Source organism: Phocaeicola oris (assembly GCF_021295095.1).
Taxonomy (GTDB): domain Bacteria; phylum Bacteroidota; class Bacteroidia; order Bacteroidales; family Bacteroidaceae; genus Phocaeicola; species Phocaeicola oris.
The window spans coordinates 70,927-96,052 of record NZ_JAJLQX010000006.1; the positions used below are offsets into that span (position 1 = coordinate 70,927).

The 25,126-nt window shown below is 38.3% G+C and carries 21 protein-coding genes and 1 tRNA gene; 9 read left to right on the forward strand and 13 right to left on the reverse strand.

Translation table 11 applies throughout. The features are described 5' to 3' along the window. Window positions 1-52: 52 nt before the first annotated feature. The 5 genes from fmt to LO761_RS04695 all read right to left on the reverse strand — a co-directional run bounded on the left by fmt (window position 53) and on the right by LO761_RS04695 (window position 5,796). Window positions 53-1,024: a methionyl-tRNA formyltransferase gene (gene fmt / locus LO761_RS04675; protein WP_272817175.1), complete on the reverse strand. Its 972-nt coding sequence runs from the start codon at window positions 1,022-1,024 to the stop codon at window positions 53-55. A gap of 1 nt (window position 1,025) precedes the next feature. Beyond that, a complete protein-coding gene (locus LO761_RS04680) occupies window positions 1,026-2,822 on the reverse strand; it encodes a chloride channel protein (protein ID WP_272817176.1) in 1,797 nt (598 codons plus the stop codon). After that, complete coding sequence (locus LO761_RS04685) at window positions 2,823-3,386, reverse strand: L-threonylcarbamoyladenylate synthase (RefSeq protein WP_272817217.1); 564 nt, start codon at window positions 3,384-3,386, stop codon at window positions 2,823-2,825. It lies immediately after the preceding gene. 237 nt (window positions 3,387-3,623) lie between these two features. Further along, window positions 3,624-4,844 (reverse strand): serpin family protein, encoded by a 1,221-nt coding sequence (locus LO761_RS04690; RefSeq protein ID WP_272817177.1) that lies wholly within the window; start codon window positions 4,842-4,844, stop codon window positions 3,624-3,626. A 319-nt stretch (window positions 4,845-5,163) separates the two neighbouring features. After that, window positions 5,164-5,796: a hypothetical protein gene (locus tag LO761_RS04695; RefSeq protein ID WP_272817178.1), complete on the reverse strand. Its 633-nt coding sequence runs from the start codon at window positions 5,794-5,796 to the stop codon at window positions 5,164-5,166. Between the two features lie 268 nt (window positions 5,797-6,064). On the opposite strand from LO761_RS04695, the gene LO761_RS04700 reads away from it, so the two are divergent. Next, on the forward strand, window positions 6,065-6,799 hold the full coding sequence (locus LO761_RS04700; RefSeq protein WP_272817179.1) for a hypothetical protein: 735 nt from the start codon (window positions 6,065-6,067) through the stop codon (window positions 6,797-6,799). Between the two features lie 297 nt (window positions 6,800-7,096). On the opposite strand, the gene LO761_RS04705 is transcribed toward LO761_RS04700, so the two are convergent. Next, window positions 7,097-7,170 (reverse strand) — tRNA-Met (locus LO761_RS04705). A gap of 266 nt (window positions 7,171-7,436) precedes the next feature. Between LO761_RS04705 and LO761_RS04710 the strand changes: the two genes are divergently transcribed. The 4 genes from LO761_RS04710 to LO761_RS04725 all read left to right on the forward strand — a co-directional run bounded on the left by LO761_RS04710 (window position 7,437) and on the right by LO761_RS04725 (window position 12,247). Continuing rightward, window positions 7,437-7,820 carry an START-like domain-containing protein gene (locus tag LO761_RS04710; RefSeq protein ID WP_272817180.1) on the forward strand — a complete coding sequence of 128 codons (384 nt, stop codon included), beginning with the start codon at window positions 7,437-7,439 and terminating at the stop codon, window positions 7,818-7,820. A gap of 89 nt (window positions 7,821-7,909) precedes the next feature. Beyond that, window positions 7,910-9,811: an LptF/LptG family permease gene (locus LO761_RS04715; protein ID WP_272817181.1), complete on the forward strand. Its 1,902-nt coding sequence runs from the start codon at window positions 7,910-7,912 to the stop codon at window positions 9,809-9,811. A gap of 5 nt (window positions 9,812-9,816) precedes the next feature. Beyond that, window positions 9,817-11,031: a bifunctional 3,4-dihydroxy-2-butanone-4-phosphate synthase/GTP cyclohydrolase II gene (locus LO761_RS04720; protein WP_272817182.1), complete on the forward strand. Its 1,215-nt coding sequence runs from the start codon at window positions 9,817-9,819 to the stop codon at window positions 11,029-11,031. A 22-nt stretch (window positions 11,032-11,053) separates the two neighbouring features. Then, on the forward strand, window positions 11,054-12,247 hold the full coding sequence (locus LO761_RS04725) for a pyridoxal phosphate-dependent aminotransferase (protein ID WP_272817183.1): 1,194 nt from the start codon (window positions 11,054-11,056) through the stop codon (window positions 12,245-12,247). A gap of 721 nt (window positions 12,248-12,968) precedes the next feature. Here LO761_RS04725 and rplS read toward each other — a convergent pair. The 3 genes from rplS to LO761_RS04740 all read right to left on the reverse strand — a co-directional run bounded on the left by rplS (window position 12,969) and on the right by LO761_RS04740 (window position 16,637). Further along, on the reverse strand, window positions 12,969-13,340 hold the full coding sequence (gene rplS / locus LO761_RS04730) for a 50S ribosomal protein L19 (protein ID WP_272817184.1): 372 nt from the start codon (window positions 13,338-13,340) through the stop codon (window positions 12,969-12,971). A 130-nt stretch (window positions 13,341-13,470) separates the two neighbouring features. Continuing rightward, window positions 13,471-14,898 carry a TolB family protein gene (locus LO761_RS04735; RefSeq protein WP_272817185.1) on the reverse strand — a complete coding sequence of 476 codons (1,428 nt, stop codon included), beginning with the start codon at window positions 14,896-14,898 and terminating at the stop codon, window positions 13,471-13,473. Beyond that, window positions 14,895-16,637, reverse strand: a complete 1,743-nt coding sequence (locus LO761_RS04740; RefSeq protein WP_272817186.1) for a DUF6057 family protein — start codon at window positions 16,635-16,637, stop codon at window positions 14,895-14,897. Before LO761_RS04740 ends, LO761_RS04735 begins: the two co-directional genes overlap by 4 nt. 221 nt (window positions 16,638-16,858) lie before the next feature. Here LO761_RS04740 and LO761_RS04745 point away from each other — a divergent pair, with 221 nt between their 5' ends. Together LO761_RS04745 and LO761_RS04750 are read left to right on the forward strand one after the other, a co-directional pair. Continuing rightward, complete coding sequence (locus tag LO761_RS04745) at window positions 16,859-17,776, forward strand: IS1595 family transposase (RefSeq protein WP_272817187.1); 918 nt, start codon at window positions 16,859-16,861, stop codon at window positions 17,774-17,776. Then, window positions 17,773-17,943 carry a hypothetical protein gene (locus LO761_RS04750; protein ID WP_195738853.1) on the forward strand — a complete coding sequence of 57 codons (171 nt, stop codon included), beginning with the start codon at window positions 17,773-17,775 and terminating at the stop codon, window positions 17,941-17,943. The genes LO761_RS04745 and LO761_RS04750 overlap by 4 nt, the downstream gene beginning before the upstream one ends. Window positions 17,944-17,951: 8 nt before the next feature. On the opposite strand, the gene LO761_RS04755 is transcribed toward LO761_RS04750, so the two are convergent. Beyond that, complete coding sequence (locus tag LO761_RS04755; protein ID WP_272817188.1) at window positions 17,952-18,509, reverse strand: hypothetical protein; 558 nt, start codon at window positions 18,507-18,509, stop codon at window positions 17,952-17,954. A gap of 296 nt (window positions 18,510-18,805) precedes the next feature. Here LO761_RS04755 and LO761_RS04760 point away from each other — a divergent pair, with 296 nt between their 5' ends. After that, window positions 18,806-19,204, forward strand: a complete 399-nt coding sequence (locus LO761_RS04760; RefSeq protein ID WP_272817189.1) for a hypothetical protein — start codon at window positions 18,806-18,808, stop codon at window positions 19,202-19,204. A gap of 186 nt (window positions 19,205-19,390) precedes the next feature. On the opposite strand, the gene LO761_RS04765 is transcribed toward LO761_RS04760, so the two are convergent. After that, complete coding sequence (locus tag LO761_RS04765) at window positions 19,391-19,678, reverse strand: hypothetical protein (RefSeq protein ID WP_272817190.1); 288 nt, start codon at window positions 19,676-19,678, stop codon at window positions 19,391-19,393. A gap of 145 nt (window positions 19,679-19,823) precedes the next feature. Here LO761_RS04765 and LO761_RS04770 point away from each other — a divergent pair, with 145 nt between their 5' ends. Continuing rightward, window positions 19,824-20,102 carry a hypothetical protein gene (locus LO761_RS04770; protein WP_272817191.1) on the forward strand — a complete coding sequence of 93 codons (279 nt, stop codon included), beginning with the start codon at window positions 19,824-19,826 and terminating at the stop codon, window positions 20,100-20,102. Between the two features lie 263 nt (window positions 20,103-20,365). On the opposite strand, the gene LO761_RS04775 is transcribed toward LO761_RS04770, so the two are convergent. Both LO761_RS04775 and LO761_RS04780 read right to left on the reverse strand, forming a co-directional pair. Next, a complete protein-coding gene (locus LO761_RS04775; RefSeq protein ID WP_272817192.1) occupies window positions 20,366-22,072 on the reverse strand; it encodes a RagB/SusD family nutrient uptake outer membrane protein in 1,707 nt (568 codons plus the stop codon). 13 nt (window positions 22,073-22,085) lie between these two features. Then, complete coding sequence (locus tag LO761_RS04780) at window positions 22,086-25,115, reverse strand: SusC/RagA family TonB-linked outer membrane protein (RefSeq protein WP_272817193.1); 3,030 nt, start codon at window positions 25,113-25,115, stop codon at window positions 22,086-22,088. Window positions 25,116-25,126: the final 11 nt, after the last annotated feature.

Below are 25,126 nucleotides of genomic sequence, written 5' to 3' on the forward strand. Positions count from 1 at the left end.
GATGACGCAAGACTTTAAGAGCGAAGCTCCTGTGAAGGATCTTCGCTCTGTTTTATGCTACTTTAATACCCTTTTTCGCTCTAAAGCCTCTAAGAAAATCTTCAATACACATTCTTTTCTTACCTGACAATTGAAGCGACAAAACATTCAAATATCCGTCACTTAAAGCAATCTTTAGATATGTTTTATTATCTGTAAGAACTGTTCCGACAGATTCTTTCACTTCACGAAACTCTTTCTCTGTCCGGAAAATCTTCAAATCAAGCCATTTCTCTCCATCACAAAGTTCTGTCCATGCAGCCGGATACGGAGAAAGTCCTCTGACAAAGTCGTACACCTTCTTTACTCCTTGATTCCAATCGATACGGCAAGTCTCTTTAAAAATTTTCGGAGCCGGTTTCAACTCCTCACTCGATTGAATCAACTGTTCTTGTGGTATACTCTTTACCGTGCCATTCAAAATCTTATCGACGGTCTCCAATATCAGGTCACCACCTAAATTCATCAGTTTATCATGTACTGTTTCCACATCATCCGTATCGGCAATAGGCACATGTACCTGCTGAATGATCTCTCCCGTATCTATTTCATGCTTCAAAAAGAAAGTAGTAATGCCTGTTTCTTTCTCTCCATTAATAATCGCCCAATTGATAGGTGCTGCTCCTCTATATTGTGGTAGAAGAGATGCATGCAAATTAAAAGTACCCCATCTTGGCATTGCCCAAACTACCTCTGGCAACATACGAAACGCGACAACTATTTGTAAGTCTGCTTTCAACGAACGAAGCTTTTCTACAAAAGCCTCATCCTTTAACTTTTCAGGCTGAAGAACCTTCAACCCCTGCGATACGGCATACTTTTTCACCGGACTTGCCGAGAGCACACTGCCATGCCGTCCAATAGGCTTATCGGGCATTGTGACAACACCGACAACATTATATCCGCCTTCAACCAAACGACGAAGACTCTCCACCGCAAAATCGGGAGTACCCATATAAACTATGCGTAAATCTTTCTTGTCCATATTACTCTTGTGAGAAATTAACTAATACTTGACGATAGGCATCAAATACTTCCGATTTAGAAACAAAGCCCAAATAAGTACCATCTCGTTTCACCACCGGCAAATTCCATGCTTTCGTATCGTCAAACTTTTTCATTACCGTCTCCATCGTATCATCTTCTATCACACGAGCCGGAGGTGATATCATAAACCGTTGGACTCTAAAACGATGATACAATTCCTGACGGAACATAATATTCCGGATATCATCCATAACTACAATGCCAAGAAGCTTATCACTATTATCAACAACCGGGAATAGATTTCGTTTTGAGCGGGAAATAACCTGAATCATCTGTCCTAAATCCATATCCGGAGTAACTTTCAAGAAATCTGTTTCTACCACACTGTCAATATTCAGCAGTGTAAGCACTGCCTTATCTTTATGGTGTGTCAACAGCTCGCCTTTCTTTGCCAAACGAATAGCATAAATACTCTGCGACTGAAACGCACGGTTTGTCAGATAAGCCGTGGCAGAAACAATCATCAGCGGAAGGAACAAATCGTAACCTCCGGTCAACTCTGCTATCAAGAATGTACTGGTCAGCGGAGCATGCATCACACCGGTCATCAGTCCGGCCATGCCATAAAGCGCAAAGTTCTGCTCCGGAGTAAACGTACCTATATCGAATACATTGCAGAAATGAGCGAAAATGAACCCGGAAATAGCGCCGAGAAACAAACTTGGCGCAAACAAACCACCACAACCGCCTCCTCCATTTGTCGCGCTCGAAGCAAAGACTTTTACTAAAACAATGAGTGACAAATATACTAACAACATATTCCCATCGCCTGAGAAAAAAGAATTCCGCATCACCATATTCCAATCGGCATCACTCTTACCGTTAATAAGTAATCCTACCGTATCGTAACCCTCTCCATAAAGCGAGGGAAAGAAGAAGATGAGCAGGCTCAAAGTAATGCCGCCAATTGCTAACTTGGTATATGGGTTGCTGTAACGACGAAATACATTCTCACACATATCCATCATTCGTGTAAAGTAAACGGAAACTAATCCACATGCTATTCCCAATATAATTACAGAAGGAACTCGCTTCAGTATAAAAGGCTCCACCATGTGAAACTCAAAAAGAGCCTGCGTACCTGTCAACAAATAAGAAACGATAGCAGCACTCACGCTGGTTACGAGTAGTGGAAGTAATGAATTCATCGTCAGGTCTATCATCAACACTTCAAGCACGAACAACATTCCCGCAATAGGTGCTTTATAGATACCTGCAATGGCTCCGGCAGCGCCACAACCAACTAACAACATCAGTGTTTTATGGTCGAGTTTGAACACACTGCCCAAATTAGAACCGATGGCAGAACCGGTCAACACAATAGGTGACTCTGCTCCAACCGATCCACCAAAACCAATGGTAATAGCACTCGCGATAAGCGACGACCAACAGTTATGTCGCTTAATACGACTTTTCCTTCGGGATATGGCATACAATATCTTTGTCACGCCATGCCCTATATCATCCTTTACCACATAGCGGATGAACAGACTGGTAATAAAAATTCCGATAACAGGATAAACCAGATACAGCCAGTTGCTACCCATTGCATTGAAATTACTCGTAAGCAGATGCTGCAAACCTTCAATCAACAATTTAAGCAATCGGGCGGCAATAGCGGTGAGTACACCTACTATAATACTGAGCAACAGTACGAACTGACTCTCGCTAACATGCTTCTCGCGCCAAAGAATAAAGCGTTGCAGCAGACCGGATTTTTCTGGTATCGGATCCATTTACTTCCTGATAATCTTTACTAATCCGCCCGATCCCACTTTGACAATACTTGATGGTTTCGGATGTCCGTGCTCTTTCTGACGGCAGTTTACTACATAATCGACTGCGTTCTTTACTTCGTCGCTGATATCTTCGAATGTGACCGGTGAAGGCTCTCCGCTTATATTGGCTGATGTAGAAACAATTGCTTTCTTGAAACGATAGCATAATTCGTTCGAAAAGACTTCTTTTGTTATTCTTATACCTATGCTGCCATCTTCTGCAATAAGATTCTCTGCCAAGTTACGTGCGCCTTCATAAATTACGGTCAACGGTTTGGTAGCATAGTCTATCAATTGCCACGCCACTTCCGGAACATCTTTTACATAGAAGTTCACTTTTACGTCACTGTCCACCAGCACTAACATAGCTTTACTGTCGGATCGGCTTTTCAGCTCATACACTTTCTTTACGGCTTCTGCATTGGTTGCGTCGCAACCTATACCCCATACCGTATCGGTGGGATAGAGAATCACTCCTCCTTTTTCCATCACTTCGCAAGCCTTTTTCACCTCAGCCTGCATAGCCTTACTCACAAAAGGTCGCTTGTTAGGGTTAGGTCTTATCTTCTCACCTTCCGCAAGCTCAGGCTTGTTCTGATATTTCTTTAAACTCATTTCTTTCCACTTTTTTATCGAAGATGCAAAGTTAATGAATTTCTTCAGAACATATTCTATCATTCTACATAATTAACGTATTCTATGCACATAGAATACGTTAATTAATCTCATTATTTTTTCTTTCCCTACTTAGAATTCCTGCTACAGGCTCGCTACTTTCCCTATGAAAAGAATAGCACCGGTACTTTGTTCTTGAATGAGAAATACGAACGGACGATTTACATGAAAGACACCGTTTTCACCAATCATAGCACCTAACATGCCGGTCTGTGTTACAGTGGCAGCTTCCGTACCATCTTCATCCACGTTCAGATAAATACCCTGTTTGATTTGATTGATGAATATGGATTCTTCAGCCATACCTGAGAAATTAGCATCACTTGAGAACACCTGTTTCATTCCCATGGCCTCCATGTCCGCTCTCAAGTCGGACTCATATTCCATTTTAAACTTCGGTAATTCTACATCCGTTTCCGTCAAATGACTACGTGAATCCAATTCTACCAACATATCTTTATTCAAATCGCTAATAGCATCATTAACAGACAGGTCTTTTTTGGGTAATAACACTTTCATATAAAAAGCGCCATTTCCATAAGGAAGTTTCAACATCTCAAAAGTACCATTGTCTGCATAAGCGAAAGTACCTTTCTGATGCATCATGTCTACCTTATTCTTCGAACCATCCTGATTGGTGAATTCCTTCTTCTCTGTCTCCGATTTTTTGAACTTTGAAGCCCATGAACCTTTAAAATAAAGCGCATTGACTAACATCATACGAGTCCGACGGTCTATATCCTTGATAAAATCGGAAATACAACCATTTGTCTTCTTCGAAATCCAATCATTAATAATCTTTTTAGTACTTTCTGCAGTAAAATCAACGGGACTGACCTCCGAATCATACTTAGCTTTATTCACCTCAACAAAATTCTTTTTAACATTCAAAGTATTAGCTGTCCAAATAGAATTAGCTATTGATAAATCTACCGTATTGTCAAGTTGAGGTAAACTTTTCATGAAAGTCTGATAATATTCATTCAATTCGTTTACGGATGAGCCACCAAAACCGAGAACCTTCATTATTTCATCTAAAGTATTCTCCTCCGCGCCATTGGCTACCATTGCCATAACCGTGGACAACGAGAATGGCGACACCATAAAATTAGGCTTTTGTGTTTCTTTTATATTATGCTGTTTAAAGAAATCAAAAGTAAATCCGCTTACCACTTCATTCAGCTCTTTCGATCTGGTGGTAAGAGATATGTCCTTCCGTTCGCCGGGGATAACCGGTGAATCGTCATTACTACATCCGGTTAAAATCACTAAGGATGCACAAAACAATAAAAATATTTTCTTCATATCGATTATGTATTAAATGTTAAAGTATTCTTTATATATAAAACACTGCTTTTACAAAATATTGCATGGGAAACTGAAAAATCTTTTCAAAAAAACGTTAATTTGACGGTTCAATTCCAGAAACAATAGACGTAGTATATCCATCTGGGAATAAACTATCATTCCCTTTCATTATATCTTCCGTCTCTATTTGTTGACTCTATGAAGTGATACGTGTAAACCAGCGGAGTAATATAAACCAACTATCAGTCAACTGCTTCCCTAAGTAAAGAGACTCAGGCGAAGCCGGTGAAAGGTATAAATGTTTACCGGACTGTTATCATTTCTTATCATTCCGATGGTCGGTCGTGGCATAACTTTTAAACTGAAGAGCGGGAAATATAAAATTATAATCACCAATACTACCACTTCGAAAGTTAGAAATCCTAACCGTTGTCCAAAAAAATGCGACTTTAATACGAAGATAAAGCGGATAATGCGTTTCTCTATCTATCACTCCTTTGACCTGACGAATCCCAATAAGTCCGGCTCGCTTTGGCTTAAGAGTTATTTCTATACCATCATCCACATTTTTCCAACTATATTCATAGTCGTTCAGATTATATTTAAATTTCGAGAGATAGGTATCCTTATTATCGTCATCCGATCGGTAAATACGTACAGTCCTCTTCTTATGATCGACCATATAGGCCGTAATCCCATCGTTCCACGAAGCATAACGCGGCTCGCTATACCGCATCTTCTTTTGTTTATACCAAATGGTACCATTCGTTTTATAAATCCCAATGATGTTCACATCATAATGCAGCGTAGAGCCCTGCTCGCCAAATACCATTTGATATACACTATTAAAAAGGTTACGGGCTTCTTCTGCATTCGTCTGTTGGGCATGAGCAACTTCAATACCCAGAAAGACAGCAGCAATAAATATAAAGATACGGCGAACAATCATGGAACAAACCTAAGTTTTTAAATATATGGCTGCAAAAATAAAGATTTTTATCTAATAGAAAGAAAAAATATGAACTTTAAGTATTTTTTCGAGATAAGAAATGCTAAATAATTTCTTTATTCATAAAACTATATTCCGATACGTACAAACGCTTGAAGTGATACGGATGAGTTGGGCAGTTCATGCGTATGAGTTGAATGATTCATCCGCGTGAGTTGTTGAACTCATACGTATCAATCACACAACAGATACGTATTGATTTAAGGGGATGACTGCCGGGGAGTTGGAATTACTCATCGGAAAGGTGCAACAGCGGGCGGACGAGACTTGCGGAACTGCCGAGATAAGGAAGAAAATACGGTCGGGATATGGCTATGTGAATGGTAAATTTAATGAACACGTAGGTTCACTTGGTTCACTTGGTTCACCTATGCTGTTTTCGGAACCTGAAAAGAATGAAAATTTTTCAGAAAACACTGAGTCACAGGATGATATTACCGAACACACCATTAGTGCCCTACCCTGCCTGCCCCGTTGTGTTTATACCCATCTTAATCAAATTTTGCTTACAATAACGAACATAGCGAACATATACTACGGACTGATAATGATGCGCCTCTGCGCCATCCTCACGGCCATGCGTAAGTGGGAAGCTAAAATGACGTTCACCGATGTTTATTGCGACGATGCCGATTTTAAAACGGCACGGGGCATAGTGCTGAACTGCATAAAGCACAGCTTGGCGCTGTTCACCATGCTGCCCGGCGGCATCAAGGTAACGCAGCCGGCAAAAAGCAACGAGGAAGTATTCTATATTCTCTTGGCTATGCCTGAAGAATTTACGTGGAGTGAATTTTGGGCTGCCCTGAAAGCTGCTCAGTTTTCAAAAAATAATTGTAACAGAGCATTGAAAAAGTTTGTCAAAAAAGGGTTCATTGTAAAAAAAGAAGGCAAGTATATAAAGAACAAAAAAGCCCTGAAGAAAGTGTCTAAAAGAGCATAGGTGAACCAAGTGAACCAAGTGAACCTAAAAAGATGTTAAAACGATGTTTTAGGTTATCCTGAGCCTGCTTTTCCGGAAAATATAAAAAAAAGACAACGGGTGTTGTTTTTCGCTCCCAAACAGGGAACCCGCCCTGAAAACCGGAAAAAGCAGGCTCTTTCCCTATCAGGCATAACGGTAAAATAATTTGAAGTATTCGTACAATTGAAAGATACTTATAATTCACCGAACTCATTACATAACCTACACATAATAACAACAAGCAGCTACCAATAAATGTAACTGCTTGTTTCCATGTAGCGGGACCCAGGATTGAACTGGGGACCTCATGATTATGAATCATGCGCTCTAACCAGCTGAGCTATCCCGCCATCATTCTTTGCTTTAGCGGGGGCAAAGATAAGCCATATTTTCTAATCTCCCAAACTTACTCCCGTTTTTTTTCGGCACCAATACACGATTTTTTCTGAAAGAAGATAAAAGTGATAGAACTAAACTATCTAAAAACACTTGAAACATCCACTAAGACAAGTATATATAGAAACGTCCACAGATTCTGCCTCAAAAAAAATAGGTCATTTATTATGTAAGAAATAAAAATTGATTTATTTTTGCCCGCAAACAGAAAACAAATCCCATGGAGAAAATAAAAATCCATCACGAATATATATTGTCATCCGGTTCCATTGAAGTGCTTTGGAACATGATCAGCATGCCTTCCGGTTTGGAACTGTGGTTTGCCGATAAAGTAACTGTAAACGATAAATTGTACACATTTCAATGGGGCAACAATGAAACTCGTACAGCTCGACTGATGAACAGTCATCAATACAGTTATATTCGTTTCCATTGGACAGACGATGAACGAGGCACTTTTTTTGAATTAAGAATGGAGGAAGATGAACTTACCGGAGATTACATCCTTACCGTTACCGACTTTGTTGAAAAAGGCGATGAAGAAGAGATGGAAAAACTCTGGAATATTCAAATTAAAGCTCTGAAGCGCGAAGCCGGAATCTAACATCATTAAAATTTGCAAAACATACTGTTCTCTCCTTTTTTTATACTACTTTTGCATAATTAATCGGGATTCGATTAGGATTGTTAAGAATGCTGCGCATAAAGAAGTTAGATATATTTATCCTGAAAAGTTTTTTACTGCTCTTCGTTGGAACTTTTGTCATCTGCTTATTTATCTTCATGATGCAATTTCTATGGAGATACGTTGATGAGTTAGTGGGAAAAGGACTTGAATTATCTGTTCTCGGCCAATTCTTTTTTTATTCTGCCATTACTTTAATCCCAATGTCTTTACCTCTTGCTATCTTATTAGCAGCACTCATGACATTCGGAAATTTCGGTGAACGATACGAATTGCTTGCCATGAAATCAGCCGGCATTCCTCTGACACGTATCATGCGCCCACTCATCGTTTTCTGCGGATTCCTTTGCGTACTCTCTTTCTTTTTTCAGAATGTCATAGCTCCCAAATCACAGCAAAAATTATGGACTTTAGTCGTCTCCGTCAATCAAACATCTCCGGAACTTGATATTCCTGAAGGAGTATTCTATACCGAAATAGAAGACTATAATATATATGTCAAACATAAGGATAAAGAAACCGGTATAATGAGCGATATCCTTATCTACAGTTTTTCCGACGGATTTGATAATGCACATGTTATATGGGCAGAAAGAGGGAAAATAGAAACCGCCGAAGACAAACAGCATCTATGGCTGCATTTATATAATGGAGAACAATTTGAAAATCTAAGAGCACAGCAAATGTCTTCGGCAGCCGTTCCTTATCGGCGAGAAACGTTCCGAGAGAAACATATTACAATAGAATTCAATACGGGGTTTGAGATGGCTGACGGAAGCTATCTGAGCAGTCGTTCGGATACCAAAAGCATGTCACAGATTTCCCATTCCATTGATTCATTAGAAACACATGCCGATAGCGTGGGACGCTATAATTACACGCAGATGTCGCAAACCTATTACAAGCCGATAAAACTGTCAGGACAGGATTCTATAAAGCTACAGCAACACAAAGCAATTAAATTAAACGCAGACAGTCTGTTCGAGTCGTACCCAATGGCAGAAAAGGAAAGGATTCTGACGAATGCTACCACCCAGCTGACTCAGTTGCAAGCCGACTGGGCTATGAAGGCTGCTCAAACAGAAGATATGGATAAAGATATTTTAAGACACTATATTGATTGGCACAGAAAGATTACGCTCTCATTGGCTTGTCTCATTTTCTTCTTTATCGGAGCACCGTTAGGGGCTATTATTCGAAAAGGAGGATTAGGTCTTCCTGTCGTTGTATCTGTGTTTATCTTCGTGTTTTATTATATAATTGATACCGGATCGACCCGTGTCGCAAAGAGCGGTGAAATGAACATCGCGTTAGGTACATGGATGAGCACGATGGTTCTTGCGCCCATTGGAGCATTCTTTACATACAAATCGAATAACGACTCCGTAGTATTCAATCTTGATATGTATAGAAATTTCTTCCGAATACTGTTTGGTATGCGTCTATCCCGCCATATATATAGGAAAGAGGTCATTATTGAAGACCCTGATTACATGCGTATATGCTCTGATTTGGAACAATTGAGCGCAGAATGTACTGCATATAATAAACAACATAAGTTTTGGAAAGCTCCCAATTATTATCGTATCTTTACCAATAAAGGTGACGATGACAAAATAGCCCATATCAGCGAGAAATTGGAAGGAATTATTGAAGAACTCTCTAATGGTAAAGACAAATATTTATTTGAATTATTGAACCGCTACCCTATTCTCTCTACCAGTGCGCACAAGAGCCCGTTCAAGAAGGAATGGCTAAACATCATAACCGGTATTATAATTCCGGTTGGACTGGTGTTTTATTTCCGTATATGGATGTTCGGTGTACGTTTGGACAAGGATTTACAGAAGATAGTAAAAAACAATAAGGATATTCAAAATAGAATTAATGATGAATCTTTTATAAAATAACAACTATGGAAGAAGAAAAGATACAGATGGATAGCATTGAAAGTGCTATTGACGATTTCCGTCAAGGTAAGTTTATAATTGTCGTTGATGACGAAGATCGGGAAAATGAAGGCGACTTAATTGTCTCAGCCGAGAAAATCACTCCCGAGCAAATTAACTTTATGCTGAAAAACGCTCGGGGCGTGCTCTGTGTTCCACTTACTATAGAACGATGCAAAGAACTTGAGCTGACCCGTCAGGTAGCCGATAACACTTCTATGTTGGGAACTCCGTTTACAATTACGGTTGATAAACTGGAGGGATGTACCACCGGTGTTTCTGTACACGACCGCTATGAAACAATTAAAGCATTAGCCGACCCCAATTCTACTCCGCAAACTTTTGGCCGTCCCGGACATATAAATCCGTTATATGCACAAGATAAGGGCGTACTCCGTAGAGCAGGACATACAGAAGCTTGCGTTGATATGGCTCGTTTAGCCGGTCTTTATCCGGCAGCCGCTCTGATGGAAATCATGAGCGATGACGGTTCCATGGCTCGACTGCCCGAGCTCAGAAGAAAGGCTACTGAATGGGGAATCAGACTTATCAGTATACGCGATTTAATCGCTTACCGCTTAAAGGAAGAATCCTTGATAGAACAAGGAGAAGAAGTAGATATGCCAACCGAATACGGACATTTCCATCTTATTCCTTTCCGACAGAAAAACAGTGGGTTAGAACACATCGCGCTCATTAAAGGAGAAATAAACAAAAATGAACCTACATTAGTACGTGTCCATTCCTCCTGCGCTACCGGAGATATATTTGGCTCCATGAGATGTGACTGCGGAGAACAACTACATAAAGCAATGCAAATGATTGAGAAAGAAGGAAAAGGTGCCATCGTTTACCTTAATCAGGAAGGACGCGGCATAGGATTGATGGATAAGATGCGCGCATATAAACTTCAAGAGGAGGGAATAGACACCGTCGATGCTAATCTGCTTTTGGGACATTTGGCCGATGAACGCGATTATGGCGTAGGAGCTCAAATTCTTCGCAGCTTAGGAATTACCAAAATGCGTTTGATGACCAATAATCCGGTTAAGCGTGTCGGATTGGAATCATACGGGCTCTCGGTCGCGGAAATTGTTCCGATTGAAATTCATCCTAATAAATACAATGAACGTTACCTTGAAACAAAAAAGGAACGTATGGGACATCTGTTACATTTATAAAAACCATTAAACACAATAATATATGAATCAATTATCTGATAGACTGAATCGTTTGACACCTTCTGCTACATTAGCCATGTCACAGAAGAGTAGTGAGCTGAAAGCTCAAGGTGTAGATGTGATCAACATGAGCGTTGGAGAGCCTGACTTCAACACTCCCGAAGCTATTAAAGAGGCTGCCAAGAAAGCGATTGATGAGAACTATTCAAAATACTCACCGGTTGCCGGATACCCTGCTTTACGCAATGCCATTGCCTCTAAGTTGAAGAATGAGAATGATCTGAAGTATACAGCTAATCAGATTACTGTTGCCAATGGTGCCAAACAATCGGTCTGCAACACCGTTATGTGTTTGGTTAACGAAGGCGATGAAGTCATCATCCCTGCCCCATACTGGGTAAGCTATCCGCAGATGGTCAAGTTAGCCGATGGTACTCCGATAACAATCTATGCCGGTATCGACCAGGATTTCAAAATTACTCCCGCACAATTGGAAGCAGCTATCACACCTAAAACAAAAGCATTGATTCTTTGCTCCCCGTCCAATCCTACAGGCTCTGTATATAGCAAGAACGAATTGGAAGACTTAGCAAAAGTTATCGCAAAACATCCGGACATGTTCGTCATCGCTGATGAAATTTACGAACATATAAACTATATAGGAAAGCATGAGAGCATTGCCCAATTCAAAGAGATTAAAGATCGGGTGATAATCATCAATGGAGTATCGAAAGCATACGCCATGACCGGTTGGAGAATTGGCTTTGCTGCCGGTCCGGAATGGATTATCAAGGGAATCAATAAATTGCAGGGACAATATACATCCGGCCCGAGTTCTGTTTCTCAGAAAGCTGCCGAAGCAGCCTATACGGGTAGTCAGCAATGTGTTGAGGACATGCGAAAGGCTTTTGAACGGAGACGCGACTTGATTGTCAAGTTAGCTAAAGAGATTCCTGGACTGGAGGTAAACGTTCCGCAGGGAGCATTCTATCTTTTCCCTAAATGTGATTCTTTCTACGGGAAAAGTTACGGAGACCGTAAAATCAACAACTCTAACGACTTGGCTATGTTCCTTTTGGAAGTAGGTCATGTCGCGACTGTTGGTGGCGATTCGTTCGGCGCGCCCGATTGCTTCCGCATGAGCTATGCTACTTCAGATGAAAATATCGAGGAAGCGATGAAAAGAATCAAAAGAGCCCTATCGCTACTTAAATAGACAAAAAACATAAAAGAAGAACGACTCCCCAAGTTGGAGAGCCGTTCTTTTATATACACTTTAAATAAATTCGACTTAACAACAAACGTCAGTGGTTTGTTCGTTCATTAACTTTTGGAGCTTCATAGTTAATAACTGACACATAGCTCCTTTTCTCATAGTCTTGTATCTGTTTAACTGATACTGTAACATCTCAATTTCGTTCATTTTAAATTTTTTCATCATAAACCTCTTCTTTCTGTTCTCCCGTTTGGAGAACTCTTTTAAATACTTTTTCCTATTAATTCGATGCAAAGATAATACTTTTTTGTTAGAAATATGTTTTATAACATAAAACAATCTCTTATTTAACATTATAAAACAAATTGGCATAGTAATTAACGACATCAACCATCAATCAATCGGAATATCTAATGAATATTTCTCAAGTATAAATCAAGTTATAAAACATGCTTTTAAAGCCCTATCATTTGGTTATTAAAACAAAAACCGTACCTTTGTAACGTGTTTTTCATAGTATTAGATTTAAAGGTTAATAAAAGGTTGGGATACAGCGGTATCCCTTTTTTTATGTCCGTACATCAGATGATAAAAAATAAAACTGACTTATACTGATATAAGTCAAACTTCATCGGTTTATAGCGATAATGCTTGCAAAACAGAACAAATAAAAAGAGAGGAGCTGAAATTCAACTCCTCTCCTCTTATGGTGGATAAACAATTATTCAGCATCAGCAGCTGCGCCAACATTTCTCTTTTCCTGAATTCTTGCCTTCTTTCCTGTAAGTTTACGCAAATAATACAATTTAGCACGACGAACCTTACCAACTTTATTGACAGTAATACTATCAATTGCCGGAGACTCGAGAGGGAAAATACGTTCAACACCAATAGTTCCGGACATCTTGCGAACGGTGAAACGTTTCTTTTCTCCATGTCCACAGATTTTGATAACAATACCACGATATAACTGAATACGTTCCTTGTTACCTTCAACGATACGGTATGCTACTGTTACAGTATCACCCGAACTAAATTTTGGATGCTGTTTACCTGTAGCAAATGCTTCTTCAGCAACTTTAATTAAATCCATTTTCTTAATAATTAAATTGTTTATCGTTACCAGCGCAACATATCAAGTAACTCTTCTTGACAGCGATTACGCGGAAAGCGATGCAAAGATATAACTTTTCCTTATTAAGTCAAAAGAATTTTCTCATTTTTTATTGTTTCCCTGTATATAAAGCCCAAGCGTAAGGATCGCTTTCGATCTCTCCTTTTACTAATTCTGGTATATTAAAAGACTGAAGCAAGCTAATATAATAATCGGGATCTTCTTGAGGCAATAAAAATGGTTTATCTATAGTTCCTTCATTACTAATATGACATATATATGGTCGAGTATAAAGACCATTTACTCGACGACTGCTAAAAACAAACCAACGGCTATTACTACTCCACGAGTGATAACTATCTGCCTCATCGCTATTTACTTTATCCATATCAATATACTTTTTCTTCTGTAAATCAAGCAGTTTCAAATCAGCATCTCTATGCCAAATAAAGAAATTTCCATAATCAGACACTGTATAAAGCAGATAACGACCATCCGGTGACTGTCTCGGAAATGCTGTACTCCTGTTCTCCTTATGGCTATTAAAAATAGTATCCACTTGTTGCCCTATTTCTTTCCTTTCCGCGTCAAAGCCGACACTTACTAAACTATATTTAATATCTTTATAATGTTCCGGCATCAGCATACTTGGAGCAGTACAAAAATACAATTGTCTCCCATCAGATGAAAAAGAAGGATAAGTTTCAAATGACTTCCGAGAACACAAAATAGAATCAGTAAACAATCTATTCTCCTTAACATCGTAAATTACCACATCTGAGGAATTATCAAAAACTTCTATCCGATTAGGATCCGAAAAATGGAAATCTTGTTTGATATCATTACTTGAGAATGCGATAAAATCTCCGGAAGGATACCAATATGGATAAACCATCCCAAACTTTCTATCCATAGATGGTTTTATGCTCTTCAATTTTCCTTTTTGGGCTATATATGTCCCAGGGTGAGTACTACGTTGATGAAAAAGCATTATATCGGGTGATTGCATTCGAAAAGAATGACAATTCATACAATTATGATCTGTCATAGAGTTTTCCAAGATAACCTTCTCTTCAAAATTCTCTAAATTACGTTGATAGATTCCCATTTGATTCCATAATCTATAAACAGGAGCAATACGTCTGTAGACCAGATGATTATCTATAGAATCTTTACTAACATATATAGGAAAAGACTTGTACCGGATCCAATCCGCACCATTTTTTTGATAGACTGTAACCTCTAAAGAATCAGAGTCGGCAAGTAGTTGATGCCACTTTTTAACAGGAACTTTAATAGCTCCACCATCTCCTTTAATAATTAATTCGTCATTCACAGACTTTAAAACAGCAAAAGCATCTCCTTCAAGTACTTTAAAATTAAGCGATGCTATATTTACTGGTACCGTAACCCATCTATAATCCGGAAATATTTCCGGAAAATCTTGACACACCTTTGCCTCTGGTAGCTTGTCTTTACAAGCAGCAAACAAAACTAAAGAAAAAACAGCTAATATATAATTTACAGATCTACTCATAACCGATTCTTTTTCTTCGCACTCATCATTTGATAATAAAACCAAAATGTATTCCCAAACGACTGCTTAAGTGTGTTCAAATTGCGATTCGCTTGCACAGACTTAACTGCTTGAACAAAATCTCTGAAGCGGGAAGATTGTTTTTCATCTATAGGGAAATGAGAGAGCTGTTTCGAATCTCCTATAAAAAGTTGCAGAGCCGCCTCTTGAAAATGAATAGGCATAGGTACCCAATTCGGATTGGAAGAATACTTCAATAGAAACTCTTTCATATGGTCTGTATCAAGTCCCAACAGATAATAACAACCTAAATATTCATAAGCATTCCTATCATGTTCTGTCTCAATATGAATGGTCAATAGCGAATCTATCGGCATAAAGCAAAGCAACTGATCCAACTCGCTATTCGGAAAATTCTTCCCTTTAATACATTCCTCAATATTAATACTCCGGTAATGGGGCATCTTTCTCAGCAATTTCAGATACTTTTCCTCAACATCTTTAGCACCTCGCAAATGAGAAATTTCTGCCAATCTGATAAGTGCTCTTGGCGAACCATTCCGCCTGGCTAAGGAAAGGGATTCCATTGCATAGCTCTCCGAAGTGCTCATGTCGCCAATCGTGAAATAAACATCGCTCAACAATGTACTGACATAATATGTCATATTATATGGAACTATAAGTCCGTTCTGCCCTTTCTGTTCAAAATTGAAAAGTCTATTTCCTAATTCTCCCTGATGGGCTAAAGCCATATTCACATAGTTCAAATTTATAGGGCTTAATCCTATCTTTCCTTCGTGCATCTTAATAATCGTATCCCATCTGCCACGACGGGAAAGATATGAAAGGCTATCCATCATCCAATTCTGATAATCGTGAGCAGAAGGATTGGAAAGCGAGCCAAAACATGCAGTAAGTATAATTAATACTGTATTTAAACCTATCTTGGAATATCTACTTTTCAAGCATAGAAAAGACAAAATAAATGCTATAACCAAAACAGTAAAGAATGTTATAAAAACTCTTATCCAGACATAAAAGATATATGGTTCCGGTTGGAGCATATTACTATAAAAATCCTTTTGTTTAAATCCTAAAAATAAACTGCTTCGCAAGCTAAAACGCACTCCAAAGTATGCTAAGACTATACCTAACAGCAACACAACAATATGGTACTTTTCAATTTTCCTTAGTCTTACAGATTCATAGAAGAGCTCCATCAGAACATATAAAACTACCAGTTGCCCACCTGCCCAATAAACAACAGCAGTCCCTATGAGGGTAACCGCAAAACGAACCCTTTTACCCTGAATCATAGATACAATCCACATACAGATAAGTATAAGAGCTATACCATAACTGCCATCGATAAGATAATCTAAATCGGCATGTATTTTTAGTAGAAATAAAGGAATTACTAAAGCAAGGAACAAATTATAAGTACGTATTGCTATTTGTTTCAATAATAAATAGCATATAAACCCGATAAATGTTAATAAAGAACCATTAATTACCGCAGAAAGAAAAGGAATATCAAAGAATTGAATTGAGTTCATACCCAACAACTTGCATAGCCCGCCCGAAGAAAGAAGAAAAGAAGATATAGATTTTTTATCTGGGAAAAACATCTGCATTTCTTCTTGTACATCAAAAGTATATGACACAAAATAGAAAAAATAATATGTCAGGCAGCATAATACTACCAACCAATATATCCCTATGCCAATTTTCCCTTTCATTTTACAAAGATAATATTTTAAGGGAAGTAAAAACAAATTTAAAAACAAACATAATTTTTTTATAATAGGTGAGTATTTACGACAATACCCTAACTAACTTTGCTAATAATACCGTTCAGAACTGAAATTTTGGGCGGTATTTTGCTATTCACAGATAGTTGTTTGGAGCAACCAATTTTTTACCAAAGTTATATATACCAAACGCAGTAAAGTTTGGTAATATGAATATTGGTAAATTTAACTCCTTATATGACCTTTTGGAAGCATTTCCTACAGAGGAAAGCTGCATCAAGTATCTGGAACAACAACGCTGGGCAAACGGTATTCCCGTTTCTCCTTATGACCCTACGTCCAAAGTATATAACCGTGGCGATGGAATGTATCGCTGCAAGAATACGGGCAAGAATTTCAACGTCAGAATAGGAACAATGTTTGAAGGCTCTAAATTACCATTGAGGAAGTGGTTTGTAGCTATCTATGAAATTACATCCCGCAAGAAAGGTATTTCATCAATCGAATTATCTAAGAGAATATCAGTAACTTATAAAACTGCGTGGTTTATGAACCAGTGTATTCGTGAATGCTTTGGTATTGTTATGGAAGAAAAACTTGACGGAGAAGTAGAGCTTGATGAAACTTTCGTTGGTGGCAAGAATAAAAATCGGCACTATAACAAGAAAGTAAAGAAGTGCCAAGGTAGGAGCTTCAAAGATAAAGTTCCCGTCATGGGTATGCTTCAGCGTGGCGGTAAGGTGGTTTGTAAAGTAGTCCGTGACACTTCCTATAAATCATTGACAGTTCCTATTCTCAAAACCGTAAAACGCACGGCAACGTTATTCTCAGATGAGTGGTGCGGATATAAAACCGTTAGCAAGTTATACGAGCATTACGTGGTTGACCATGGTCACGGACAATACGTTGATGAAGATGCTTATACTAACAATATCGAAGGATTTTGGAGTATTTTGAAGCGTGGCTTAACAGGAATATATAACCATACGAGCAAGAAACACCTGCAACGATATGTTAATGAGTTCTGCTTCCGCTATAATACAAAAGATTTTGATGACGTTTCACGATTTAATTTGTTACTTTGCAATTCAAATCATCGTATAACTTTTCAAAGTCTGACAAAATGAGTAAAAAGAAACAAGTAACAATAGAAGACATGGAAAAGGCAATGGCTATTGAGCTTCTACCTGCAAAAGAATTGAAGAAACAAGCAGAAGTTCCAGTGGATTTTTCTGCTCTTATGCAGAAGGCTCTGAAATACGATATTAAACCTAAAAAGAAAGGCAAGAAATAATCCTGCCTTTATCTAAATTTGACCTTTGGGGCTTGCTCTGCGGTTTCCTTTACTTTCTTAACCCAGCATTGCTTTTTATCACTCCAATAAATTTCGTTCTTTTTGAGAACTTTATCGAAAGCCTTTTGGCTTTCTTCATCTTCAAGTCCTGTATAATTCCAATCTACATCGTCATCCCAGCCAGTACTTGAATTGAAATAATCGTTCAAATCTACTGCCCGTTCAATATAGTTGTCGGAAAGTTCTATTTGAGGAGCTACTTCTTCAATTTGATAGCTCTTTCGGAGTTCCCTTTTTTCTACTGTACGATTGTAGAAAAATACGGCAAATAATACAAGCGGTATAAGCACGATAATCCATAATACCTTAACGAGTGTATCACTTTCTCCTTTTTCACGCTCTAAATGCTTGGAACATGCTAATACAATCAATCCTACAATACCCCAGAATAGAGATAAAAAGAACCAGTTTACAGAATTACGTCCTTTTCGGGAAGCTAATACAGCGGTGGCAATAGAAATACCCAACGCAAACAGAATACAAAAGAAAACTACTATAAGTTCCATGGTGGCGAATTTTAACGAGTTCTCCACGACAGCCATAGGAGAAGTTTAACAATGTTAGTTGTTAAAGAAAGTGGGCTGCCCCTGTGCATACTCGTTAGGTATCGCCAAACACCTGTATATACGCACAGTAGGGCAACCCACAAGTATGAACTGTCCTCTGTGCCTCGTATATACCTCTTGATAATTTGGCGATTTCAACGAGTATAAGGCACTTTCCTTATTATATTCCAAAACTTTGTCCCGAAAGACACAGCAAAGATAGCGAAAAAATTGTATTTTTGCTCAAAAATACAATCATGAATTTGATAACCCCTAAACTAAAAGATTCAATTTTACGAGATTTTGTAATTTCGGAAGATGTCCCGATTGATATTGAATATGACGAATTTGCATCTAAGTATTCAACATCAAGTGATAGGTTATGCATGATATTAGAGCAGTTTGAAGCTATGAATTTAATTAAGCTCACTCCTTGTATTGGAAGTTGCTTTATACAGGTCACAGCATATGCTCACGATTATATATCACATGGAGGTTTTACCGCTCAAGAAGAAATTTTGAAAGCGAATATTGAGAAATTGGGATTGGAATTAGAAACTCTTTCTAAACAACTTGAACCAAATCTTCTTGATAAAGCTGAAAAAATTGCATCGTTGGGTAGTAATATTCTTAATGCTCTTAACCTGTTTCTCTGAAATATTATCGTCAATCCAGTCTGTAAATGATTTCAATGGAGATATTTCTTTGGAATAAAGAGTAATACTACAAGTGTTATAAAAAATTTCTTTATTGTCGATTTTAATCAATCTGCGAATGAATGTTTTAGAATCAGCAATATTTGTTTCATATTCGATTGTTATTACTTTCTTTCTCATAACTTCTTATTTATCAAGTGTTCTATAATCGGGATTAGCTTTCATTTTACTCCGTATCGTAATATCATTGAATAGCTTACGAATACAAAGAATACCTAAACTTTCACCAAGTTTCGGAAACTTCTCCATAAATCGTCCTTTCAGAAGGTGAAGACGCAAAGAGTGTTTTTCTTCGTCCTTATAATCAAACTGCTCTTCAAAGAAAATCTGATTGTTCCGTTCTCCTCTGACGATGATATTAGCCTCTTTACCACCGTGGTCTTGTACTTCAATTGAAATAATTGTTCTGTTCATATCTACAAATTTTCCTTATTCTATATCTGAAAACTTTGGAAGTATAAGTAAATGATTTATAGCAGTATTAGTAAAATACTTATTCTATTGTACAGCCCAAAAACTTACTTTACCTTTGCACTATAATACTAAAATTATATCGAATATGTTAGAAATTAAATCGACAGCAAAAGGCTATGTTACTAATCAAGAAATTAGTTCAAGGTTATTTGAACAGGTAGGTAATACAATCGTGAGAGTTATTTGCGAAGTTCCTTGTTATTTAGATGCCAATTCTTTAGAGAATTCAATATGTAGTTATATGAATTCTTTCATGCCCGACGGCATTGAGGTAAAAACAAGCCACGTAACAATTAACCAAAGTTCTGGTGAAGATGCAAGAGGTAGATATATTGAAAGTTTAGATTTTCAAGTATATATCTAAATTGAATGATAAAACGGTAGAGCCTTTGGGAAATTACTCTACCGTTTTATTAGGGTATTGTCGTAAATACTCACCTTATAATATATACAACCATCGTTATGAGTGTTTAGGAAAAGATGCAATGACAACTAAAGTGATGCCCAACAATATTTAAATTGATGAATCATGACCATCAATTTAGATGCAACTCTTTAGCGTATATAAAAAGAGGAAGGAAAAAATCTCCCTCCTCTTTATCAAAACTTAACTATATGTATTATCCGTTAATAACCAGGGTTTTGCTCCAGCAAATTGTTTGATCCCATTACACTATAGTGTATAGGGAAACGATTCAAGTTCACATTATTAGTCGCTACATGATCCCACCAGTTTTCAGTTACATAAGCGCCCCAGCGAACCAAGTCTGTACGACGACGGCCTTCTGCGACAAATTCCATAGACCACTCGTTCAACATACGATACTTGTCCAAATTCTCTGCAGTAACAGGATCCGGATCAACACCATCCTCAAAATAACGCTGACGCACTTTATTTATAAGTTCTGCGGCACCGGCCTTGTCGCCTGTACGCATCTTACATTCGGCCAATGTATAATAAATTTCAGTCAGACGGATAAAAGGTATATCCGGATTAAATTTTTTCTTTACATCTGCCTGAAAAGGACGAGGGCTAACCTTTACTACACGAACACAAGAGTTCTCTTCTGCGGTACCGATAGTGGAAGGAAGTGATTCAACCGTAGGATATTCCGCAGAACCAACCTTAGACAAATAAGCTACTTGGTCAACTTCATTAATAATCTTACCTCCATACTCGCGGCTTCCCGTACAAGTGAAGTCCGGGTTATTGGGATCCTGTAATAATCCAACTATAAATATGCCTTTATAATTTCCATCACCCTCGTAAACATAGTTCTGTTTACGAACATCTTTATCATTGAACCGCTGATATACGCCACCTATATTGTAATCATAACTTTTACCTGTCGGATCCAAACCCGGTATTAGGCCAATGCCGTTATTCGATCCGGAACCTTCCAACCCGCCTAAGAAGTTCTTATAATTATAGGGTACCATATAACTCCAATGGGTTCCATCAGATTCCAATTTATTATTCTCACTTGGGACACTCCAAATCATTTCCTTGCTCTTCTCATTATTAAAGCCAAAGGTATTACGATAGTCCGCGTCAAGTTCATATTTTCCATACTTGCCATTAATCAAGTCCTGGCAAAGTTGGGCAGTCTCATTATACATAGCTTTACCGATATAAGCCTCAGCATTGAAATATAAACGGATTTTCAGAGCTACCCCCGCAGCCTGATTAACAGATCCATTTTCCATGCCACCCAACTCCGACTTCACCGGCAAATTCGGAATTGCTTCATTAAGCAAAGAATCAACAAAATTGAAAGTTTCAACATCTGTAGAACGTCCCTTTATACCTTCATGAGTTGATCTATAAAGCGGCATGCCACCGAAACAATCCAAACCATCCAAATAGAAAGACGCAACCAAGGCAGTCTGTTGAGCAAGCATCGACTCTCGAGTTCCTGATTCAAAACCAAGTTTATCGAAGTCTATCTCCGCCAAGTCCTCCAGAGCATCCCAGGCAAGAGCTACACCCATAGTCGGAAGTCTCCATCCTTCGTTAATCCATGCCATATCAAAAGTATACTCATGATGATGTATTTTCTGAAATCTCGCTCCGTCATACCAATCACTACCACGTGTAGGTAAACAAAATTCATCAGTCCCGAGTTCTTGAAGCATCCACCGATTCTCATTATGCCCGACGTACCACCGCCAATGCGTGAAAGGACGATCGAAACGTTGCCATACAGCATCTTGCGAACTATAAAACGTATCGGGAACTACCTGAGAATAAAACTCAGGCTCAACACTACAAGATGTAGCTGCCATCATACAGGTAACTCCGCAAATGGTGTATAATAATTTTTTTAATTTCATATTGCTTTCGTATTTAGAAGTTAAACTGCATTCCTAAAGTATAAACGTGTGATTGTGGGTAAACTTCCCAAATTTTATCTGTTCCCTGATCCCATCCAGTAATATTTACATCAGGTTTCAAACCGGAATAACCTGTAATGGTCGCAACATTATTTCCTGTTAGATAAACACGAACATTATCAACAAACTTAACGAACTTTCTCATTGGAATAGTATATCCGACTGTAATATTCTGAATTTTTAGGAATGTGCCATCTTCCAGATAGTAATCGCAAATCTGTTTTTCACCCTTTATATGATCATATTTTCCGTATGCGTCTTTTAACAGATTCATATTACCCATTCCCTGAATTCCATAATACATTGGCAATGTGTTATAAACATCAAAGTCTATCCAACTACGCAACGAGATACCAAAATCCAAATTCTTCCAAGTAATGGTATTATTCCATCCTACGATTAATTTAGGCATATAATTACCCATATATTGCTTATCAAGTTCGGTTTTCTTTGCAGCAGGTATAACTTCCCCATCCTTATTATATAATAAAAATGCGCCATCATTATCAAATCCGGCAAACTTCCAGATATAGAAAGAACCAATCTTAGATCCTTCTTCCATTCTTGAAGCATCGCCCGGAGAACCCGGAGCAGGGAAACCATTACTGTTATAATATGTATTATCACCCCATAAAGTTAAAATCTTTCCAGAATTGTGCGAGAGATTAAGACTGGATGTCCAAGTCAGGTCCTTATTCCTAATAATGTCTCCACCTATTTCGAACTCAAAACCTTTATTCTCCATACTTCCGATATTCTGCCACTGAGAATCTTGAGTATATGGAGGCTGAGGCACACGTACGCTATACAACATATTGTCTACCTTACGGCGATAAATATCGAGCTTCCCATATAAACGGTTATCAAAGAAAGAATAATCAAGACCTATATTCCATTCTTTCTTCTCTTCCCAACCTAAATCCGGATTCACATTCTGGGTTTTTCCATATGACTTTTGCCATTCTCCGGAAGGCAAAAGCCAAAATGTATCAGATCCCAACATATTGGCCATATATGAAGCACTAAAGTTATTGTTACCTGTCACGCCATAACCAACACGAAGTTTCAAATCATTGATCCAAGTCACCGACTCTTTAATAAAGTTCTCATTAGAAATACGCCATCCGGCATTTACTGACCAGAAATTCGCCCAACGATTGTCCTTTGCAAACTTAGAAGAGCCTTCATGACGGAGAGAAGCACCAGCCAAATATTTATCCTTATAAGAATAATTTACACGACCAAAAAACGCAAACAATCTTTCTGTAATATTTTTACTAGAACTCATAGATGCCTTACCATCACTCAAATAAGTTCCTTGGCCAATATCCCAATACTTAATTTTATCAACAGAAAAATTGTAGTTGTTCATATTGAATCCCTCTCCATTAGTTTCAAAATAAGAGTAACCGGCAACAGCATTCAGATTATGAGAATCATTAAATTCATGAATATAAGTAAAGTAACCTTCGGAAGTCAGGTTCTCTGTCTTACTGAAACCTAAATAAGCACTACCGTTTCTACTCTCTTCCAATTCAGAACGATGATACCTGGAATTATAAGTATGGTTCTCCCATTGACGATTTTCATAACCAAAAATCTGATCATACGACAAACCCGGAATCGTCTTGATATCCAAACGAAGATTGATTTCCGGCTTAAACCACTTATCAAGTCCGTAATAATCGCTCAACTTACTATCGGCCAAAACATTATAATCAAGCGATTCATTGGTCCACACATTATATCCTGTCTGACTGGATGGATCGTATGGAGAACGTGTCGGGTTATTTGCCATGGCCTGACGAAAATTCGGGACTCGATTATCACGAGCTGTCTGGCGATAATCAACTGCCGGACGAATTGTCAGCCAATCATCAAACAATTTGAATTCTCCGTTTATTCGCCCACCATAATCTTGACGACTATCATTAATCGCAACACCTTCATTCCGCTCATAGAAGAAAGAAGTGTACATCTTAGCTTTCGCGGTACCTACATTTAATGATACATGGTGACTTTGTGAAAAATTATCCTTATTGAGCAACTCATCCCACCAATCTGTATCTGTACCATAATCCGTACTGATATTATGTGAAGCATATTGACGACCTGTCAACATATCAGGCTTTCCATATGCAAAACGATGAATGAACTCATTGCTATAAGCTAACTTAATTTTTCCATTCGTATCCGAACCATTTTTTGTTGTAATAAGAATAACACCCGATGCAGCACGAGTACCATAAATAGCACCTGCGGAACCATCTTTCAGAATATCGATAGACTTAATATCCTCCTGATTAACAGAACGAATATCCCCTCCGGCAAATCCATCAATAACAATTAGCGGAGAACGTCCGGCATTGATAGAAGTCATACCGCGCAACTGTAAAGTTGTACCCGCATTAGCTGCTCCTGTATTCTCAATAATTAAACCGGAAATCTTTCCTTGCAAAGCTGTTGTTATATCAGCGCCTCCAACACCCTTCAACATATCGTCCGCTTTCAATGACGTAATAGCCGATGTTACTTGTTTCTTTTCTAAAGAACCATAACCGACAACAACGACATCACCAAGAAGTTGACTATCTTCGATAAGCGTTACTGCAATAGTTTGTCTGCCGTCGACTTTAACTTCCTGAGTTGAAAAACCGATGTAAGAAATAACCAAAGTTGCGTTAGATGGTACATTATACAATTTTAGCACACCATCCAAATCAGTAATACCGCCATTCATAGTCCCTTTTATCAGGACATTAGCGCCAATTACAGGATTTGTCCCATCGGTAACCGTAATTGTAACAGTACGCTCATTTTGCTGAACAATGCTGCTACCCAACTCCTCACCAATGCCAAAAACATCTGCATTAGCAATAGGTGAACAAAATAAGAACAGTCCTAAAACCACTGATGCTGGCTTGATGAAATTCCATCGAAAAGATGTAGGAACTGTGTTTAGCGTTTTTCTTTTTTGTTTCATAAGATCACCAT

Coding starts and splice junctions, on each gene's coding strand:
- LO761_RS04750 (WP_195738853.1), top strand. CDS start 17,773: ATGAGTAAAAAGAAACAAGTAACAATAGAAGACATGGAAAAGGCAATG.
- LO761_RS04745 (WP_272817187.1), top strand. CDS start 16,859: ATGAATATTGGTAAATTTAACTCCTTATATGACCTTTTGGAAGCATTT.
- LO761_RS04715 (WP_272817181.1), top strand. CDS start 7,910: ATGCTGCGCATAAAGAAGTTAGATATATTTATCCTGAAAAGTTTTTTA.
- LO761_RS04770 (WP_272817191.1), top strand. CDS start 19,824: ATGTTAGAAATTAAATCGACAGCAAAAGGCTATGTTACTAATCAAGAA.
- LO761_RS04780 (WP_272817193.1), bottom strand. CDS start 25,115: ATGAAACAAAAAAGAAAAACGCTAAACACAGTTCCTACATCTTTTCGA.
- LO761_RS04710 (WP_272817180.1), top strand. CDS start 7,437: ATGGAGAAAATAAAAATCCATCACGAATATATATTGTCATCCGGTTCC.
- LO761_RS04690 (WP_272817177.1), bottom strand. CDS start 4,844: ATGAAGAAAATATTTTTATTGTTTTGTGCATCCTTAGTGATTTTAACC.
- LO761_RS04775 (WP_272817192.1), bottom strand. CDS start 22,072: ATGAAATTAAAAAAATTATTATACACCATTTGCGGAGTTACCTGTATG.
- LO761_RS04695 (WP_272817178.1), bottom strand. CDS start 5,796: ATGATTGTTCGCCGTATCTTTATATTTATTGCTGCTGTCTTTCTGGGT.
- LO761_RS04735 (WP_272817185.1), bottom strand. CDS start 14,898: ATGAGTAGATCTGTAAATTATATATTAGCTGTTTTTTCTTTAGTTTTG.
- rplS (WP_272817184.1), bottom strand. CDS start 13,340: ATGGATTTAATTAAAGTTGCTGAAGAAGCATTTGCTACAGGTAAACAG.
- LO761_RS04755 (WP_272817188.1), bottom strand. CDS start 18,509: ATGGAACTTATAGTAGTTTTCTTTTGTATTCTGTTTGCGTTGGGTATT.
- fmt (WP_272817175.1), bottom strand. CDS start 1,024: ATGGACAAGAAAGATTTACGCATAGTTTATATGGGTACTCCCGATTTT.
- LO761_RS04700 (WP_272817179.1), top strand. CDS start 6,065: ATGACTGCCGGGGAGTTGGAATTACTCATCGGAAAGGTGCAACAGCGG.
- LO761_RS04680 (WP_272817176.1), bottom strand. CDS start 2,822: ATGGATCCGATACCAGAAAAATCCGGTCTGCTGCAACGCTTTATTCTT.
- LO761_RS04725 (WP_272817183.1), top strand. CDS start 11,054: ATGAATCAATTATCTGATAGACTGAATCGTTTGACACCTTCTGCTACA.
- LO761_RS04685 (WP_272817217.1), bottom strand. CDS start 3,386: ATGCAGGCTGAGGTGAAAAAGGCTTGCGAAGTGATGGAAAAAGGAGGA.
- LO761_RS04760 (WP_272817189.1), top strand. CDS start 18,806: ATGAATTTGATAACCCCTAAACTAAAAGATTCAATTTTACGAGATTTT.
- LO761_RS04720 (WP_272817182.1), top strand. CDS start 9,817: ATGGAAGAAGAAAAGATACAGATGGATAGCATTGAAAGTGCTATTGAC.
- LO761_RS04740 (WP_272817186.1), bottom strand. CDS start 16,637: ATGAAAGGGAAAATTGGCATAGGGATATATTGGTTGGTAGTATTATGC.
- LO761_RS04765 (WP_272817190.1), bottom strand. CDS start 19,678: ATGAACAGAACAATTATTTCAATTGAAGTACAAGACCACGGTGGTAAA.